The sequence below is a fragment of the Burkholderia sp. WSM2232 genome (assembly GCF_000472545.1).
Classification (GTDB): Bacteria; Pseudomonadota; Gammaproteobacteria; order Burkholderiales; family Burkholderiaceae; genus Paraburkholderia.
Window position 1 is genome coordinate 53419 of sequence record NZ_AWZV01000012.1, and the last position, 16208, is coordinate 69626.

Annotated in this window: 16 protein-coding genes; 6 read left to right on the forward strand and 10 right to left on the reverse strand. The window is 64.2% G+C overall.

Translation table 11 applies throughout. From position 1 onward, the window contains the following. Positions 1–73 precede the first annotated feature (73 nt). The 3 genes from F757_RS0112575 to F757_RS0112585 form a co-directional block, all read right to left on the reverse strand. Complete coding sequence (locus tag F757_RS0112575; RefSeq protein ID WP_027211694.1) at positions 74–1684, reverse strand: FMN-binding glutamate synthase family protein; 1611 nt, start codon at positions 1682–1684, stop codon at positions 74–76. Between the two features lie 187 nt (positions 1685–1871). Continuing rightward, a complete protein-coding gene (gene mnmA, locus F757_RS0112580; RefSeq protein ID WP_027211695.1) occupies positions 1872–3029 on the reverse strand; it encodes a tRNA 2-thiouridine(34) synthase MnmA in 1158 nt (385 codons plus the stop codon). A gap of 85 nt (positions 3030–3114) precedes the next feature. Next, positions 3115–3594 carry an NUDIX hydrolase gene (locus F757_RS0112585; protein ID WP_027211696.1) on the reverse strand — a complete coding sequence of 160 codons (480 nt, stop codon included), beginning with the start codon at positions 3592–3594 and terminating at the stop codon, positions 3115–3117. 476 nt (positions 3595–4070) lie between these two features. Here F757_RS0112585 and F757_RS0112590 point away from each other — a divergent pair, with 476 nt between their 5' ends. Genes F757_RS0112590 through F757_RS0112600 form a run of 3 tightly spaced genes read left to right on the forward strand, consistent with a single transcriptional unit; the run spans position 4071 to position 7031 of the window. Next, positions 4071–5213 carry a Re/Si-specific NAD(P)(+) transhydrogenase subunit alpha gene (locus tag F757_RS0112590; RefSeq protein WP_027211697.1) on the forward strand — a complete coding sequence of 381 codons (1143 nt, stop codon included), beginning with the start codon at positions 4071–4073 and terminating at the stop codon, positions 5211–5213. Between the two features lie 25 nt (positions 5214–5238). Then, positions 5239–5577 (forward strand): NAD(P) transhydrogenase subunit alpha, encoded by a 339-nt coding sequence (locus F757_RS0112595; RefSeq protein ID WP_013338051.1) that lies wholly within the window; start codon positions 5239–5241, stop codon positions 5575–5577. Further along, entirely contained in the window at positions 5577–7031 is a 1455-nt protein-coding gene (locus F757_RS0112600) for an NAD(P)(+) transhydrogenase (Re/Si-specific) subunit beta (protein WP_027211698.1), read from the forward strand. The genes F757_RS0112595 and F757_RS0112600 overlap by 1 nt, the downstream gene beginning before the upstream one ends. Positions 7032–7092: 61 nt before the next feature. Here the strand turns inward: F757_RS0112600 and F757_RS0112605 are convergent, their stop codons facing one another. From F757_RS0112605 to F757_RS0112635, 7 genes are all read right to left on the reverse strand, one after another. Beyond that, positions 7093–7833: a helix-turn-helix transcriptional regulator gene (locus F757_RS0112605; protein WP_027211699.1), complete on the reverse strand. Its 741-nt coding sequence runs from the start codon at positions 7831–7833 to the stop codon at positions 7093–7095. Between the two features lie 137 nt (positions 7834–7970). Continuing rightward, positions 7971–8354: a VOC family protein gene (locus F757_RS0112610; protein WP_027211700.1), complete on the reverse strand. Its 384-nt coding sequence runs from the start codon at positions 8352–8354 to the stop codon at positions 7971–7973. A 314-nt stretch (positions 8355–8668) separates the two neighbouring features. Next, the gene (locus tag F757_RS0112615; RefSeq protein ID WP_027211701.1) at positions 8669–9958 is read right to left on the reverse strand and encodes a THUMP domain-containing class I SAM-dependent RNA methyltransferase; all 1290 of its coding nucleotides are present in this window, start codon (positions 9956–9958) and stop codon (positions 8669–8671) included. Between the two features lie 127 nt (positions 9959–10085). Next, on the reverse strand, positions 10086–10871 hold the full coding sequence (locus tag F757_RS0112620; RefSeq protein WP_027211702.1) for a PqiC family protein: 786 nt from the start codon (positions 10869–10871) through the stop codon (positions 10086–10088). Then, the gene (locus F757_RS0112625) at positions 10868–12526 is read right to left on the reverse strand and encodes a PqiB family protein (RefSeq protein ID WP_027211703.1); all 1659 of its coding nucleotides are present in this window, start codon (positions 12524–12526) and stop codon (positions 10868–10870) included. The genes F757_RS0112620 and F757_RS0112625 overlap by 4 nt, the downstream gene beginning before the upstream one ends. Continuing rightward, the gene (locus F757_RS0112630; protein WP_013338058.1) at positions 12519–13169 is read right to left on the reverse strand and encodes a paraquat-inducible protein A; all 651 of its coding nucleotides are present in this window, start codon (positions 13167–13169) and stop codon (positions 12519–12521) included. Before F757_RS0112630 ends, F757_RS0112625 begins: the two co-directional genes overlap by 8 nt. Further along, entirely contained in the window at positions 13166–13954 is a 789-nt protein-coding gene (locus tag F757_RS0112635; protein ID WP_027211704.1) for a paraquat-inducible protein A, read from the reverse strand. Before F757_RS0112635 ends, F757_RS0112630 begins: the two co-directional genes overlap by 4 nt. A 377-nt stretch (positions 13955–14331) precedes the next feature. Here F757_RS0112635 and F757_RS0112640 point away from each other — a divergent pair, with 377 nt between their 5' ends. The 3 genes from F757_RS0112640 (at position 14332) to F757_RS0112650 (ending at position 16094) form a co-directional block, all read left to right on the forward strand. Next, on the forward strand, positions 14332–14892 hold the full coding sequence (locus tag F757_RS0112640; protein ID WP_027211705.1) for a cytochrome b: 561 nt from the start codon (positions 14332–14334) through the stop codon (positions 14890–14892). Between the two features lie 8 nt (positions 14893–14900). Continuing rightward, positions 14901–15464: a YceI family protein gene (locus tag F757_RS0112645; protein ID WP_027211706.1), complete on the forward strand. Its 564-nt coding sequence runs from the start codon at positions 14901–14903 to the stop codon at positions 15462–15464. Between the two features lie 63 nt (positions 15465–15527). Continuing rightward, positions 15528–16094 (forward strand): YceI family protein, encoded by a 567-nt coding sequence (locus F757_RS0112650; protein WP_027211707.1) that lies wholly within the window; start codon positions 15528–15530, stop codon positions 16092–16094. Positions 16095–16208 lie beyond the last annotated feature (114 nt).

Sequence of the window (16208 nt, forward strand, 5' to 3'; positions counted from 1 at the left end):
TAAACCTGTGATTTTAACGGAAAGGCGGGGGGGTGTCCGGTTTGCGGGAAGCGGCATTTTTCGATGAAGCGCTTCACGCCACCGCCAACTCCACCTTCGGCGAAAACGAATCGCTGCGCGCAACCGGCCACCACTTCTCATACAACGAATAACGATAATTCCCATTGAGAAGATCGTTGGGCTCCAGATACTTCAGCAGCTCCGACATCAACTGCACTTCATGCGACGACACCCGCCGCACGATGTGATGCGCGCGCAGTTCCGCCGGATGTTTCAGCCCCGCGGCCTGAACGATTTCCTTCAGCGCGTGCAGCGTGTTGTGGTGGAAGTTGAACACGCGATCGGCCTTGTCGGGCACTACGAGCGCACGCTGACGCACCGGGTCTTGCGTTGCGACGCCGGTCGGGCAGCGCCCCGTGTGACAGGTTTGCGCCTGAATGCAGCCCACCGCGAACATGAAGCCGCGTGCGGCGTTGACCCAGTCCGCGCCGATTGCAAGCGTTCTGGTGATGTCGAACGCCGTGATCATCTTGCCGCTCGCACCAATGCGAATGCGTTGCCGCAAGCCAATGCCCACCAGCGTGTTGTGCACGAGCAGCAAGCCTTCCTGCAGCGGCACGCCGACGTGGTCGGTGAATTCGAGCGGCGCGGCGCCGGTGCCGCCTTCCGCGCCGTCCACGACGATGAAGTCCGGCAGAATGCCCGTCTCCAGCATGGCCTTTGCAATGCCAAAGAATTCCCACGGATGCCCGATGCACAGCTTGAACCCCGTCGGCTTGCCGCCCGACAGCGTGCGCAAGCGCTCGACGAATTCGAGCAGGCCGCGCGGCGTCGAAAACTCGGAATGTGTGGCCGGCGAAATGCAGTCGCGGCCCATCGGCACGCCGCGCGTTTCCGCAATTTCAGGCGTGATTTTCGCGGCCGGCAATACGCCGCCATGACCTGGCTTCGCGCCCTGCGAGAGCTTCACTTCGATCATTTTCACCTGCGGCTCGGCCGCCTGCTTCGCGAATTTCTCCGCGCTGAACGTGCCGTCGTCGTTACGGCAGCCGAAGTAACCGGAGGCAATTTCCCAGATGATGTCGCCGCCATGCTCGCGGTGATACTTCGACATCGAACCCTCGCCGGTGTCGTGCGCGAAGTTGCCTTTCTTCGCACCGAGGTTCAGCGCCATGATCGCGTTTGCCGAGAGAGAGCCAAAGCTCATCGCCGACACATTGAAGATCGACATGGAATAAGGCTGCGCGCGCTCTGCGCCCACCACGATGCGAAAGTCGTGGCTGTCGAGCGTGGTCGGCGCGAGCGAGTGGCTAATCCATTCGTGCGCGACGGCCTTCACGTCCAGTTCCGTGCCGTAGGGTCGGCTATCCACGTCGTTCTTCGCGCGCTGATAGACGATGCTGCGTTGAGCACGCGAAAAGGGCTTTTCGTCGGTGTCGCCTTCCACGAAATACTGGCGGATTTCCGGGCGAATGAATTCGAACAGGAAACGCAGATGCCCCCACAGCGGATAGTTGCGCAAAATCGCGTGGCGCTGTTGGGTCAGGTCGAACAGGCCGAGCGCGACGAGCGCGAGCGGCACCGCGAGCCACCACCACGAAATATGATGAGCCGCGGCGAGCGCCGCGCACAGGGCGAGGAGCGCGACGGCGCACCACATGGCCAGATAACGTCGAGAAAACATGCAGACTCCGGTGCAGTGTCACGGAGGGATTGCACGCGCTCAAAGCGCGGGCGGATCCACCGTGCGGGAAACGAGCGACTGCCTGGCGGGAAGCCGCAAGCGCGTAGATGATACGGCTCAGACCCGGTGGCTCAAAAGAGTGGCCTCGCAACGATCGGCGTTGCAACGGGCGGCCGGAGAAACGAAGTTAGCGTCCGCCCAGCAGTGCGGCTTTCTGCAACGTGCGCGCGGCCGGCTGCCCGGTCGCCGCATGTTCGATGATGCCGCCGCCCAGGCACACGTCGCCATCGTAGAGCACTGCGGATTGCCCCGGTGTGACAGCCCACTGGGCCTCGTCGAAGGTAAGCTCGAAAAGGTCTTCGCCGTTGGTTGCCGCGTCGCTCGCGCTGCGGAACGTGCAGCGAGCGTCGGCCTGCCGGTAGCGGGTCTTCGCGCCGCACGCGAAGCCTTCTGGCGGCGGCTCGCCCGCGACCCAGCTCGTGTTGCCCGCGCTGAGCGTATGACTGAGCAGCCACGGATGGTCGTGTCCTTGCGCGACAAAGAGCGTGTTCGACGCGATGTCCTTGCCGGCCACGAACCACGGCTCGCCGCTGCCGTCCTTGCTGCCGCCGAGGCCGATGCCCTTGCGCTGGCCGAACGTATAGAACGCAAGGCCGATGTGCTCGCCGACCACCTTGCCGTCGGTGGTTTTCATCGGGCCAGGCTTCGTCGGCAAGTAGCGGTTCAGGAAGTCGCGGAACGGCCGCTCGCCGATAAAGCAGATGCCGGTCGAGTCCTTCTTCTTCGCATTGGGCAACGCGATCTGCTCGGCGATCTCGCGCACTTTCGTTTTGGGAATTTCGCCGAGCGGAAACAGCGTTTTCGACAACTGCGCCTGATTCAGCCGATGCAGGAAGTACGACTGGTCCTTCGTATGGTCGAATGCCTTCAGCAGTTCGAAGCGGCCATTGTTCTCGCGCACGCGCGCATAGTGGCCGGTCGCTATGGTTTCGGCGCCGAGCGACATCGCGTGGTCGAGAAAGGCCTTGAACTTGATCTCGGCGTTGCACAGCACGTCCGGGTTGGGCGTGCGGCCGGCAGAATATTCGCGCAGGAATTCGGCGAACACCCGGTCCTTGTATTCGGACGCGAAGTTGACCGCTTCCACGTCGATGCCGATCAGATCCGCTACCGACACCACGTCGATCCAGTCCTGACGCGTCGAGCAGTATTCGCTGTCGTCGTCGTCTTCCCAGTTCTTCATGAACAGGCCGACCACGTCGTAGCCCTGTTCCTTCAGCAGCCACGCGGTGACCGACGAATCGACGCCGCCCGACATGCCTACTACGACTTTCTGCTTGCTCATAAGATGCTCACTGGGTACTGCATGACTGCATGGATCGTGGGTCGCGGATCTAAGCTCGCGCCTGCCGCGAGGTTTATCTCGAGGCTTATCTTTTTGGCCCGACCGAATGCGTGTGCACGAAGTCGAGCGGGAAACGCCGGCCCGCCAGGTAGTCGTCGATACATTGCATGACGAGCGGCGTACGGTGCCGGTGCGGGCAGGCGCGCAATTCTTCTGCGCTCATCCACAAGGTTCGGACGATGTCCGGATCGAGCGCGCGTGCCGTCTCGGGTTCGCCGCCGGCGCCGCAATAAGTGAAGCGCAGATAGGTGACGCCGGCGCTTTCCGGCCGCTCGAAATGCGTCATGTACATGCCGACCAGCGCCTCGGGCGTGAACGGATGAGCCGTTTCTTCGAGCGTCTCGCGAATTACCGCTTCCAGCAGCGTTTCGCCGGCTTCCAGATGGCCGGCCGGCTGGTTCAGCCGCAGGCCGGCGGCGGTGTGCTCCTCGACCACGAGAAAGCGCCCGTCACGCTCGACGATGGCCGCGACGGTCACGTGCGGCAGCCAGGTTTCCGGTTTCATGGGTGCGCATTTTACCGTTTATATCGGCGAACTGCCGGGAAGTGGGCGACTGGCGGAGGGGCGACTGCGGGAGGTGACTGGCGATCAGCGAGCGGTGAGTGCCGAGCAGCGAGTGGTGAGTGGCGAGCGGCGTGCGGCGAGTGGCGAGTGGCGTGCGGCGAGTGGCGAGTGGCGAGTGGCGTGCGGCCACCGCCGACCGGCAGCACTGTCCAGCAACAGCCGACAGTACCAGGCGCCATTAGCGTGAGACCCGACGCGTCCCCCGCCACGAAAAGCCGGCAGCCCCCGCCCGCCCTCGCGCACCCGGCACAACCCGCCGCCTCAGGGCCGCATGCTCCGTCGGCAACCCCGGATTGTCCCCGATTTCTGCGGACCCCCGGGTTTCGGGTAAAGTGAGGCGTTAGCCGTTGCACTTGCAAGCCGGCGTGCCTCGTCGGCCGATCTGTCGTCAAACAGTAAGTCGAGGAGGAACAACGATGCACATCGGAGTGCCAGCCGAGACGCGCGCGCACGAAACCCGCGTCGCCGCGACGCCCGAGACCGTCAAGAAGTACGTGGCTTCCGGCCATCGGGTCACCATCCAGAGCGGCGCCGGCGCCGGCGCGAGCTTTCCCGACGACGCCCTCGCCGCAGCCGGCGCGGAAATTGTCGATGCCGCCACCGCTTTCGGCGCTGACCTCGTCCTCAAAGTCCAGTCTCCCACCGAAGCCGAGTTGCCGCTCCTGAAACGCGGCGCGGTGCTGATCGGCATGCTCGATCCGTTCAACACGGAGAATGCGCAGAAACTGGCCGCGGCCGGCGTCACCGCCTTCGCGCTGGAAGCCGCACCGCGCACGACGCGAGCGCAAAGCCTCGACGTGCTGTCCTCCCAGGCCAACATCGCCGGATACAAGGCGGTGCTGCTTGCCGCGACGCTGTATCCGCGCTTCATGCCGATGCTGATGACGGCCGCAGGCACCGTAAAGGCCGCGCGCGTGCTGATTCTCGGCGCCGGCGTGGCCGGTCTGCAGGCAATCGCGACTGCGAAACGCCTTGGCGCCGTGATCGAGGCATCCGACGTGCGCCCGGCCGTGAAAGAGCAGATCGAATCGCTCGGCGCCAAGTTTCTCGACGTCCCCTACGAAACCGATGAAGAGCGCGAAGCCGCGCAAGGCGTGGGCGGCTATGCGCGGCCCATGCCGCCGTCCTGGCTCACGCGCCAGACGGCGCTCGTCCACGAGCGCGCAAAGCAGGCCGACGTGGTGATCTCCACCGCGCTGATTCCGGGCCGCGCCGCGCCCACGCTGCTGTCCGTCGAAACCGTGCAGGCGATGAAACCCGGCTCCGTGCTCGTCGACCTCGCCGCGGGCCGCGGCGCGGAATACGAAGGCCGGCGCGGCGGCAACTGTCCGCTCACCGAAGCGGACAAGGTCGTCGTGCGGCACGGCGTGACGATAGTCGGCTACACGAATCTCGCCTCGATGGTGCCCGCGGATGCGTCCTCGCTCTACGCGCGCAACCTGCTCGACTTCCTGAAGCTGATCGTCACCAAGGAAGGCGCGCTCAACATCGACCTCGCCGACGACATCGTCGCGGCCACGCTGCTCACCCGCGACGGCGACGTCGCGCGCAAGGTATAAAGCGAATTCACCTGGAGAAACGGCGATGGAAGTGCTCAACCACACCGTCATCAACCTGATTATTTTCGTGCTGGCGATCTACGTCGGCTACCACGTGGTCTGGAACGTCACGCCCGCGCTGCACACGCCGCTCATGGCCGTGACCAATGCGATCTCGGCGATCGTGATTGTCGGCGCGATGCTCGCCACCGGTCTCACGCTCGGCACGCCCGGCAAGTTCTTCGGCACGCTCGCCGTCGCTCTTGCGGCGGTGAACGTGTTCGGCGGTTTTCTCGTCACGCGGCGAATGCTCGAGATGTTCCGCAAGAAGGAGCCGAAGAAGCTGATCGCCGATAAATCGCAAAGCGGCAAGGAGAACGCGTAATGAGCCTGAACGTCGTCACGCTGCTTTATCTCGTCGCGTCGGTCTGCTTCATTCAGGCGCTCAAGGGGCTGTCGAATCCGAAGACCGCGCGCATCGGCAACACGTTCGGCATGGTCGGGATGGCGATTGCGATTCTCACGACCATCGCGCTAATCGCGAAACAGGCGAACGCGCTCGGCTCGAACCTCGCGCTCGGGCTCGGTTTGCTGCTGGTCGCGCTGATTGTCGGCGGGGCGATTGGCGCATTCGTCGCCGCACGCGTCGAGATGACCAAGATGCCGGAGCTGGTTGCTGCCATGCACTCGCTGATCGGTCTCGCCGCGGTTTGCATCGCGTATGCGGTGGTGTCCGAGCCCGCGGCGTTCGGTCTGATCGATCCGGAAAATCCGGTGCCGGGCTTCCTGCCTTACGGCAATCGCGTCGAACTCTTCATCGGCACGTTCGTCGGCGCGATTACGTTCAGCGGTTCGGTAATCGCGTTCGGCAAGCTGTCGGGCAAGTACAAGTTCCGGCTGTTCCAGGGCGCGCCGGTTGTCTACGCGGGCCAGCATCTGATCAACCTGATGCTCGCGGTCGCGATGCTCGGCTTCGGCATCATCTTCTTTTTCACGCAGTCGTGGCTGCCGTTCATCATCATGACGGCCATTGCGTTCGTGCTCGGGGTGCTGATCATCATCCCGATTGGAGGGGCGGACATGCCGGTGGTCGTCTCCATGCTCAACTCGTACTCGGGCTGGGCGGCAGCGGGCATCGGCTTCTCGTTGAACAATCCGATGCTGATCATCGCGGGCTCGCTCGTCGGGTCGTCGGGCGCGATTCTGTCGTACATCATGTGCCGGGCGATGAACCGCTCGTTCTTCAACGTGATTCTCGGCGGCTTCGGCAACGACGCGGGCGCGGCGGCCGCGGGCGGCACGGCGGAACAGCGTCCGGTGAAGTCCGGTTCAGCGGACGACGCCTCGTTCATGCTCGGCAACGCCGAAACGGTGGTGATCGTGCCGGGCTATGGGCTCGCGGTGGCGCGCGCGCAGCATGCGCTGAAGGAGTTGACCGACAAGCTGGTCGAGAAGGGCATCGAGGTGAAATACGCGATTCACCCGGTGGCCGGGCGCATGCCGGGTCACATGAACGTGCTGCTCGCCGAGGCGGAGGTGCCGTACGACATGGTCTTCGAGATGGAGGACATCAACGGCGAATTCGGCCAGGTCGACGTGGTGCTGGTGCTTGGCGCGAACGACGTGGTGAACCCGGCGGCGAAGAACGATCCGAAGTCGCCGATTGCCGGCATGCCGATCATCGAGGCGTACAAGGCGCGCACGGTGATCGTCAACAAGCGTTCGATGGCGGCGGGCTACGCGGGTCTCGATAACGATCTCTTCTACATGGACAAGACGATGATGGTGTTCGGCGACGCCAAGAAGGTGATCGAGGATATGGTCAAGGCAGTCGAATAAAGCCGGGGACTTTCACGCGGTGCGCGAGCGCCGCGTCGAGCCGCGTGGTCCAGCGCAACCTTCACCTGCGCCTCGCGTTCACGTGCCGCAACAGGTCGGCGAGGCGTCGGCCTTCCTGATCCGGATACTGCTCCCGCACTGCGAGCTGCTGGATTTTTTCGAGCCCGAAATTGCGGAACTCGCCGCGCAGTTCGCACCATGCGCCGAGCGTCCAGCGCGCGCCCCAATACGCGAGCGCGAGCGGCCACACGCGCCGCTCGCTGGCCGCTCCGTTGGCATCCGTGTATGCAAAGCTCACCACGTGCCGCGTGTCGATCGCACGGTGCAGCGTGTCGAGCTGGTCCGAAAAATCGCTTCTGATGTGAAACGACGGTGCGAAGATCGCGAGTCTTTCGAGCGATGCGCGCTTGTCCGCGGGCATCGCCGAGGCGATCTTGGCGAGCGCGCCGCGCGCGCCGCTTGCGAAGCCGGCGCCGCCCCACGATTCGAGCATGCGCGCGCCCGCAGCGAGCGCCGCGAGTTCGTCCGCGGTGAAGGTGAGCGGCGGCAGGCTCGCGCTGCGGCTCAACCGGTAGCCAATGCCCGCCTCGCCTTCAATCGGCACGCCCGACAACTGCAGATCGCGCACGTCGCGATAAACGGTGCGCAGCGAGATGTCGAGCCAGTCGGCGAGTTGTTGCGCGGTGGTCAGGCGCCGGCCGCGCAGCAGTTCGGCGATCTGGAACAGGCGGTCGGCGCGGCGCGTCATCGTGGGCGTTTTGTTGAAGAGGACAGGGACAGTCCCGCGATGATAGCGCCGCATGCCGCGCTCCGGTCAGCGTTCGGGTCAGGTCTCGGTGGCGTTCCCGGCACTTTTGTACCGGCGTCCAGCTGGCGAGCGCGGCGCGCGAGCGGCGACACGCGGCCCCCCTCGAGGCCCCCTGAAGGCCCGCTTTGCGCTCAGCCGTTGGTCCGCGAATGCAGGCCGAGGCGATTGCCTTCGCTGTCGATGAAAAACGCGATATAGCCGATCTCCTGCGGCAGCTTGATGACCGGCCCGTCGGTCTTGCCGCCGGCCTCTTCGATGCGCGCGAGCGCCGCGTCCACAGTCGGCTGCGCGTTCAGGTAGACGAGCACGCCGTCGCCATTCGGCTTCATCGACGGGTTGTGAACGATCGCGCCGCCGGTCGCCGGTTCTTCGTAGCCGAATACGGCAATCGGCTGGCCGCCTATTTCCTGGCGATTCAGTTTGACGTCGAGCGCGGCTTCATAAAAGCGCACGGCGCGGTCGAAATCGACGGAAGGAATTTCGAACCAGGCAACGACTTTGGGCGATGCGGACATGACACTCTCCTGTGAACGGCAGATAAGCCGGATGAATTGCCGGATGGCATGACGAGGAGTGTGCGTGGGTGCTACTGACAGCGTGGTGTCAGTAGGGTGAGCCTGCGGGCATGGGGACGCGGCCTTTGGCGAAAAAAACCGCGGAACGGTGTCCGCGGTTTTCGGGGCTGTGTGGCCATTTGCGCTTGTGTGTAACGTATCGCGTTTTGCCTGTCGCGCGGTCCACAACACGGCTCCAGGCTCGAACGACGCGACGGCGACTCAACCGGGATTGCCCTTTGGCCGGATTGAAGGCCGTGCTAGCCGCGCGCGTCTCAACCCGCCGGTGTCTCACCCTGTGTGCGCTGCCGTACGCTGCCCGCGATCAGATTGAAGCGGAACAGCCGGCATTCCAGCGCGCCGTTAAAGAGCGGCGTCTTGGTCGATTCGCGCAGACGCAACTGACCCGGCAGTTTGCGATCCGATGTCAGGATGAACGCGTGCCAGCCAGTGAAACGCTGCTTGAGCGCGTCACCGAGCGACTGGAAAAACTCGCTGTCCGGCGTTTCTTCCTGGGCGCGGCGAAAGCCGTCGTCTTCACGGTTGTCGCGATTGCGTCCTTCGCGGATTTCGCCGCGCGCGTTGCGCCCGCGAACTTCGATCCGCTCGCCATACGGCGGATTGGCGACCAGAATGCCCGGCTCGGTAGTGGGCGGCGTCATGCCGCGAGCGTCGACCTGTTTCAGCGGAATGGACGGCAAGCCCGCGCGGTTGAAGTTCGCGCGTGCTTTGTCCAGCATGTCGCCGGAAATGTCGCTGCCGAAAATCTGCAGGTCGGCGCGCGAGCTGCGCGCGGCGTGCTTCGCGTCGAGCGCGGCGGCTTTTAGCGTTTGCCAGGTCTTGCTGTCGAATTGCTTGAGCTTTTCGAAGCCGAAGCGGCGCTCCGCGCCCGGCGCGATGTTCAGCGCGACTTGTGCGGCTTCCGCGAGGAACGTGCCGCTGCCGCACATCGGGTCGTATAGGGGCGTGCCGGCATTCCAGCCGGTCAACCGCAGAATGCCCGCCGCGAGATTTTCGCGCAGCGGCGCCGCGCCCTTGTCCAGACGCCAGCCGCGCTTGAAAAGCGGGTCGCCGGAAGTGTCGAGATAAAGCGTGCAGTCCGTCGCGGTGAGAAACGCAAACACGCGCACGTCGGGCATGCCGGTGTCGATGCTCGGACGCGCGCCGCTCACTTCGCGCAGACGGTCGCAGATCGCGTCCTTCACGCGCAGCGTGGTGAACTCGAGGCTGCGCAGCGGTGACTTGATCGCGGTCACGTCCACGCGCAGCGTCTCGTTGGCGGAGAACCACTGCTCCCAGCGTTGTTCGACGGCGAGCGCGTAAATGTCCTGCTCGCTGCGATACGGACGATGCGCGATTTTCAGCAGTACGCGGCTCGCGATGCGCGAATGCAGATTCGCCGCCATGCCGGCCGCCCAGCCGCCGCGAAAGTGCACGCCGCCCGGCACTTGCGAGCCTGCCGTGAACGGCGCGCCGTGCAGATGCTTTGCCGCTATTTCGGCGAGTTCGGAGGCGAGCGACGCTTCAAGGCCGCGCGGGCAGGGGAGGAAGAAATCGAAGGACATGGGTGGGGCGAGCCGGAGGGCGGTGGGTAAGGGCGTATTGTACGCGGTCGCGGTAACGCTTCTTTAGGCCTGCGGCGGGTAGGCGGTTGATGGATTCGACGACTGGAAACCGCCGCCGCCGTACGCGCTACCTTACAGCCACTGATCCCGCTGCGACTTCAGACGGACAAGCCGGCACGCCTGCACGAACAACCCGCTTGTTGGCCGCCGAAGCGGAGGCAGCGGTAGCAGGAGCTGAAGCCGGGTTGGACCCAGATGTCGCCGAAGACGCCACCGCAGCCGCCGCCATCGCCTGCACGGCCCCCGCCACCTGCGCGGAAATTCGCTGCAACGCCCGCCGATGCCCATCGACAAGCGAGTCATAGCCACTGCCGACAGGCTCGCTCACCACGCTCCTGCATGTCATCACAGCCGTGCTGCGCACAGCCCGCACGCTCCACACCGCGTCGATCAACGCGTGCGATCCGGGCCACGATTCGAACCGCTGCACATTCATGCTCACCCGATACACGGGCGTCGTATCGGAATAAGCGGCGCCGTACACGTCGATCGTATTCAACTGCTGCGTGAGACTGGTTGACAGGGCACGGCGCAACTCGTCGCCCGGCAGCGACGCCCAACGCTCCTCCTCGAGCACCTTCACCTGCGTCGGTCCTGTCTGCACGACCAACTGGTTCTTCGCGACCTGCGGCGGCACATCGATCGGCGCGACCGCGATCAGCCACGCCGGCGCGGCCGCAGTCCGCACGCTCGGCGCGGCAGCCGGTGCGCCCGCGCTCACGTCGCCCAAGGTATAGAACCGGCTATTCGGCGACGAACACGCTGCAAGCGCAAACGCCGTGGCGAGCGCGCCGGCAAGAACGGTGCCGCGCACGGATCCACGCGGCAGGCGGGGGAGTCGATCGAACATCATGGTTTGTCTCCAGCTTTACCGCGCAACAACGATTCCGGATGGCGTTCCAGATAATCCGACAGCGCATTCAGTGACTGCAAGGTGCGCGTCAATTCCTGCAACGCCTGATGCACGTCCGACTGCAACGGCGAGTCCTGCTGCAAGGTCGCCTCCGCGGAGCCGAAGGTCTGCTTCGCGGCCGCGAGCGTGTCGCGGGCCTGCGGCACGACTTCGGAGTCGAGCCGCTTGAACAGCTGATCGGCATTCTTCAACGCGCTGTTCAGGTTGTTGCCGATCTGGTCGAAAGGCACCTTGTCGAGCTTTTTCGCGATGTCGGCGACCTGCAGCTGCAACTCGTCGAGCGTGTTCGGGATTGTCGGCAGTTCCAGCGGATCGCTTGCAACGTCGACGGTCGCGGGCGGCGCCTTCGGGAAGATGTCGAGCGCCACGTACAACTGGCTCGTGATCAGATTGCCGGTACGCAACTGGCCGCGCAAACCATGCTTGACCAGTTGTTGCAGCATGTTCTGACCGGCAAGGCTGCCCGGCGCGGGCGCGGTTTCGCGGAAGCGCTTGCCGAGGCGGTCCGGGTAAAGATTCATGGTCACCGGCATGGTGAAGCTGCGCGTTTTCGGATCGTAGTCGATGCCGATGTTCGTCACCTGACCGAGCACGATGCCCCGGAAATCGACCGGCGCGCCGACCGACAGCCCGCGCAGCGACTGGTTGAAGTTCATCACGACGCGCAGCGGCACGCCGTCCGGTTCACGCATCGCGTCGGCTTCGTCGGAACCGAGCCGGAAGGTCATGTTGTTCGGCGCCTGCGCGCCCACGCCCTGGCCCGGCGGCGACTGGAACGACAGACCGCCGACTATCACCGTCGCGAGCGATTGCGTGTTCAGCTTGAAGCCGCTCGAATCGAGCCGCAAATCCACGCCGCTTGCGTGCCACCAGCGCGAATTCGTGCCGACGTACTGATCGAACGGCGCGGACACGAATACCTGCATGGTCACGCCGGTGCCGTCCTTGTCGAGTGAGAAACCCACCACCTGGCCGACCTGCACGCGCCGGTAAAAAATCGGCGAGCCGATGTCGATGGAGCCGAGCGAATCGCCGTGCAGGATGAACTGGTGGCCCTTCTGGTCGCCGGTCACCGGAGGCGGTGTTTCGAGCCCGACAAAGTTCTTCTCGCTGTCCGGCGAATGGCCGGCGTCCGCGCCGATATACGCGCCCGAGAGCAGCGTGGTGAGGCCGGACACGCCGCTCGCGCCCACGCGCGGGCGCACGACCCAGAAGCGCGAATCCTTGACCGCGAAGTCTTCGCCTTCCTTGGTCAGTTGCACTTGAACGAGCACATGCGACAGGTCTTTGGACAGCCTGATTGACTTCACCGCGCCCACGTCGACGTCCTTGTACTTGACCTTGGTCTTGCCGGGCTCGAGCCCTTCGGCGCTGATGAAACTGATCGTGATGGTCGGGCCTTTCTCCGTTACCGACTTGATGACGAGCGCAATGCCGATCAGCGCGGCGATCAGCGGAATCAGCCAGACGAGCGACGGCAGCCAGCGGCTGCGGGGTTCGATGTCAGGGTCGGGCAGTTGGGGCGGCAGCTTCGGTCCGTTCGAATCGTTGCGCGGCGCATCGGAGGCGGGCGTCGGTCCTTGCGGGCTAGTCATGTTCGAGATCCTGAGGTTTTTGAGTACTGCCGTCCACGTCGTCCCAGATGAGTCGTGGATCGAATTGCATGGATGCCATCATCGTCAGGATCACCACCGAGCCGAACGCAATCGCGCCGGGGCCGGCCGTGATCACGGCAAGCGACTTGAAGCGCACCAGCGCGACTGTCAGCGTGACGACGAACACGTCGAGCATCGACCAGCGGCCGATGCGCTCGACCATCCGGTACAGCGTGGTGCGCTGCTGCGGCCGCCAGCGCGAGTGGCGCTGCACGGTGATGGTGAGCAGCGCGAGCACAGTGAGCTTGAGCATCGGCACCATGATGCTGGCGATGAACACGATCACCGCGAGCGGCCAGTCGCCGGATGTCCAGAAGTACACGACGCCGCTCATGATGGTGTCGTCCTCCGAACCGACCAGCGACGAGGTGTGCATGACCGGCAACAAATTTGCCGGAATATACAGCAAGGCCGCGGCGATCAGCAGCGCCCACGTGCGCATCAGGCTGTCGGGATTGCGCGAGTGCAGACGTGCGCCGCACCGTCCGCAATGCTGCGGCGTGACCGAGCGGATGCGCGGCTCGACGCGCCCGCACGCGTGGCAGGCGAGAAGCCCGGCGCGTTTCGCGGTGACGTACTTCATTGCGCGGGCCGTCCCTGGTGAGGCGTGGGCGCTGTGCCGGGGTTCGCGTCGCTCGGGCCGCCCGTGCCGCCCGTGCCTTCGTCGGGTTGCAGCAGCGGCGCAGCGGGCGGGCCGCTCAGCGAGCCAAGCGCGGCCGCCGCGCTGTCGGCCGAAGTGCGCGGCAGCGGGCGCCGGCTGCGCGCGCCGAGTTCGTCGGCAAGGTCCCATAGAATGCGCGGATCGAACGTGACGACGACCGCGAACATCAGCGTGAGCGCACCGAAAGCAAATAGTGCCGCCTCCGGGATCACGCGCGCAAGACTGACCATCTTCACGATGGTGATCAGCACGCCGAGCATGAACACTTCAATCATGCCCCACGGCCGCACGAACTGGATCGCGCGCAAGACGCGGTTAAAGCCCGCCGGCACATAGCCTGCGCGCAACGGCACCAGCACGTAGAGCAGCGCGACGAGTTCGGTGAGCGGAAACAGAATGGTCGAGCAGAACACCATGACAGCGACAATCTGCATGTTCTCGTTCCACAGCGCGACGAGCGCGCCGAACAGCGTGGTTTGCGAGGTGATGCCATTGGTTTCCAGTTCGACGATGGGAAAGCCCTGAGCGATCACGAACGTGATCAGCGCGGCAAGCGTCATTGCGCTGATGCCGTCGAGCCTGCGCGACACGCCGCTGTAGAGCGTCGCCCCGCAGCGCGGACAGCGGGCGACCCTGCGCCCGACAAGCCGCGGCTTGCGGAACAGCGTATCGCATTCATGGCACGCGATCAGGTTGTCATGTTCCATACGGCAGCGGGCCAACGAAAGGTGGGAAAGCGTGCAATGCCGGTCGCGAGGTGAGTCGATCTTGCAGGTTTGTGAAAAAATGTGCAGCAATAGTACCAAAACGCGTTCCAGCGTCGCGTCGGCGGGCTCAGGCTCGCCGGTTCACACTTTATGACCGTTCCGGTCCCCAATTGTTCAGCCGCGCGGCCAGGTGCACGCAATCAGCCTTGCGGTAAATTGCCGACGGGCGCAGCCAGCTTTTTCCGCTTCGGGTAGCATGGCGGCCTGGCGCGTCGCCAACCCTGCGACGCCAGGCCCTCTGCCGATGGACTTCAGGTCGGCGGGGAATAGCGGGGCATGCCGCGCCGTTAACCTCTCTTAGCAAGCGTTGACCTGTCATGGCACATAATCCTTCATTCGGTGGCTCGGAGTCGTACACGCGGACCGCCATTGCCTTTCATTGGCTGATCGCATTGCTGATTGTTTGCGGCTTTGCGCTCGGCTGGGTGATGACCGACATCCCCGGCTTCACGCCCACCAAGCTGCGCTATTTTTCCTGGCACAAATGGATCGGCGTGACCGTGTTCGCACTGGCTGTACTGCGCATTCTGTGGCGCGCCACTCACGGCGCGCCGGCAATGCCGCGCCGCATGCCCGCGTGGCAGCGCGGTGCCGCGCATTTCGTGCACCTGCTGCTGTATGCGTTGATGATCGTCATCCCTCTTTCCGGCTATCTGTACAGCTCGGCCGCGAACGTGCCGGTCGTCTATCTCGGGCTGATTCCGCTGCCGCGGCTGATCGCGCCTGATCCGCACCTGAAGGAACTGCTCAAGAACGTCCATATCGCGCTGAATTACACGCTGCTGGTGCTGGTCGGAATGCACGTGGCGGCGGCGCTCAAGCATCAATGGCTGGACCGCGACGGCCTGCTGTCGCGCATGCTTCCCTTCCTCAAATAAGGACAATCATGAAGGTCTCGTTTTATCGCTACATGCTGGCGGCATTCGCCGCTGCCTCGCTGAGCGCGGCCGGCGCCGCGTGGGCCCAGGTCGACACGGCCAAAAGTTCCGTGACGGCTACGTCCAGGCAGATGAACGTGCCCGTCGAAGGCAAGTTCGGCAAGTTCACCGCGCAGCTCAATTTCGATCCGGCCAAGCCCGCCGAAGGCAGCGCGCAGTTGAATATCGACGTGTCGAGCTACGATCTCGGCGACGAAACCTACAACGAGCAGGTGCGCGGCAAGGAATGGTTCGACGCGAAGACCTATCCCAGCGCGAGTTTCGTTTCGAGCGCGATTGCGCCGGCCGGCGGCAACCAGTACAAGGTGACGGGCAAACTTACCATCAAGGGCAAATCGCAGACGGTGGTGGTGCCCGTTACCGTGACGCAGCAAGGCCCGACGCAGACGTTCGACGGCTCTTTGCCGATCAAACGCTCGCAGTTCGATATCGGCACCGGCGAGTGGAAAGATACCTCCGTGGTGGCCGACGAGGTCGTCATCAAGTTTCATATCGTAGCCGCGCGCAAGTAGTTGAACTGCGCGTATAAAAAGCAGCCGTTCTTTCCTGACTGGGAGCATGACTTGAAGACATCCATGTTGATTGCCGCCGGTGCATTGGCCTCGTGTGTTTCGCTTGGCGCATTCGCCGCCGACACCTATCAGCTCGACCCTACTCACACCTATCCGAGCTTCGAGGCGGACCACTTCGGCGGTCTGTCGGTGTGGCGCGGCAAGTTCACCAAAAGCTCGGGCACCGTCACGCTCGACCGCGCGGCCAAAACCGGCACCGTCGAGGTCAATGTCGACGCCGCTTCGATCTCGACCGGAAACACCAAGCTCGACGATCACCTGAAAGAGGCCGAATTCTTCGACGTCGCGAAGTTTCCGACCGCAACGTACAAAGGCACGTCGATCCGGTTCGACGGCGACAAGCCGGCTGAAGTGGTCGGCAGCCTGACGCTGCACGGCGTGACGAAGCCGCTGAACCTGAAGATCGAGTCGTTCAAGTGCATGCCGCACCCCATGCTCAAGCGCGAAGTCTGCGGCGTGGAAGCCAGCGCACAGTTCAACCGCGCGGATTACGGCATGGATTTCGGCAGCAAGTACGGCTTCAGCATGGAGACCAAGCTGCATATTCAGGCTGAGGGCATCAAGCAATAAATGCCTGCCGTGCGCGCAGGCAGCCAGCCTGCGCAGGCGCTCGCGTTGCCGCTTGCGCGGCAGCCTGGCGCGCCGACGGGCACCCCGGCTTCCTGATGGTGCCGATGCCGCTGC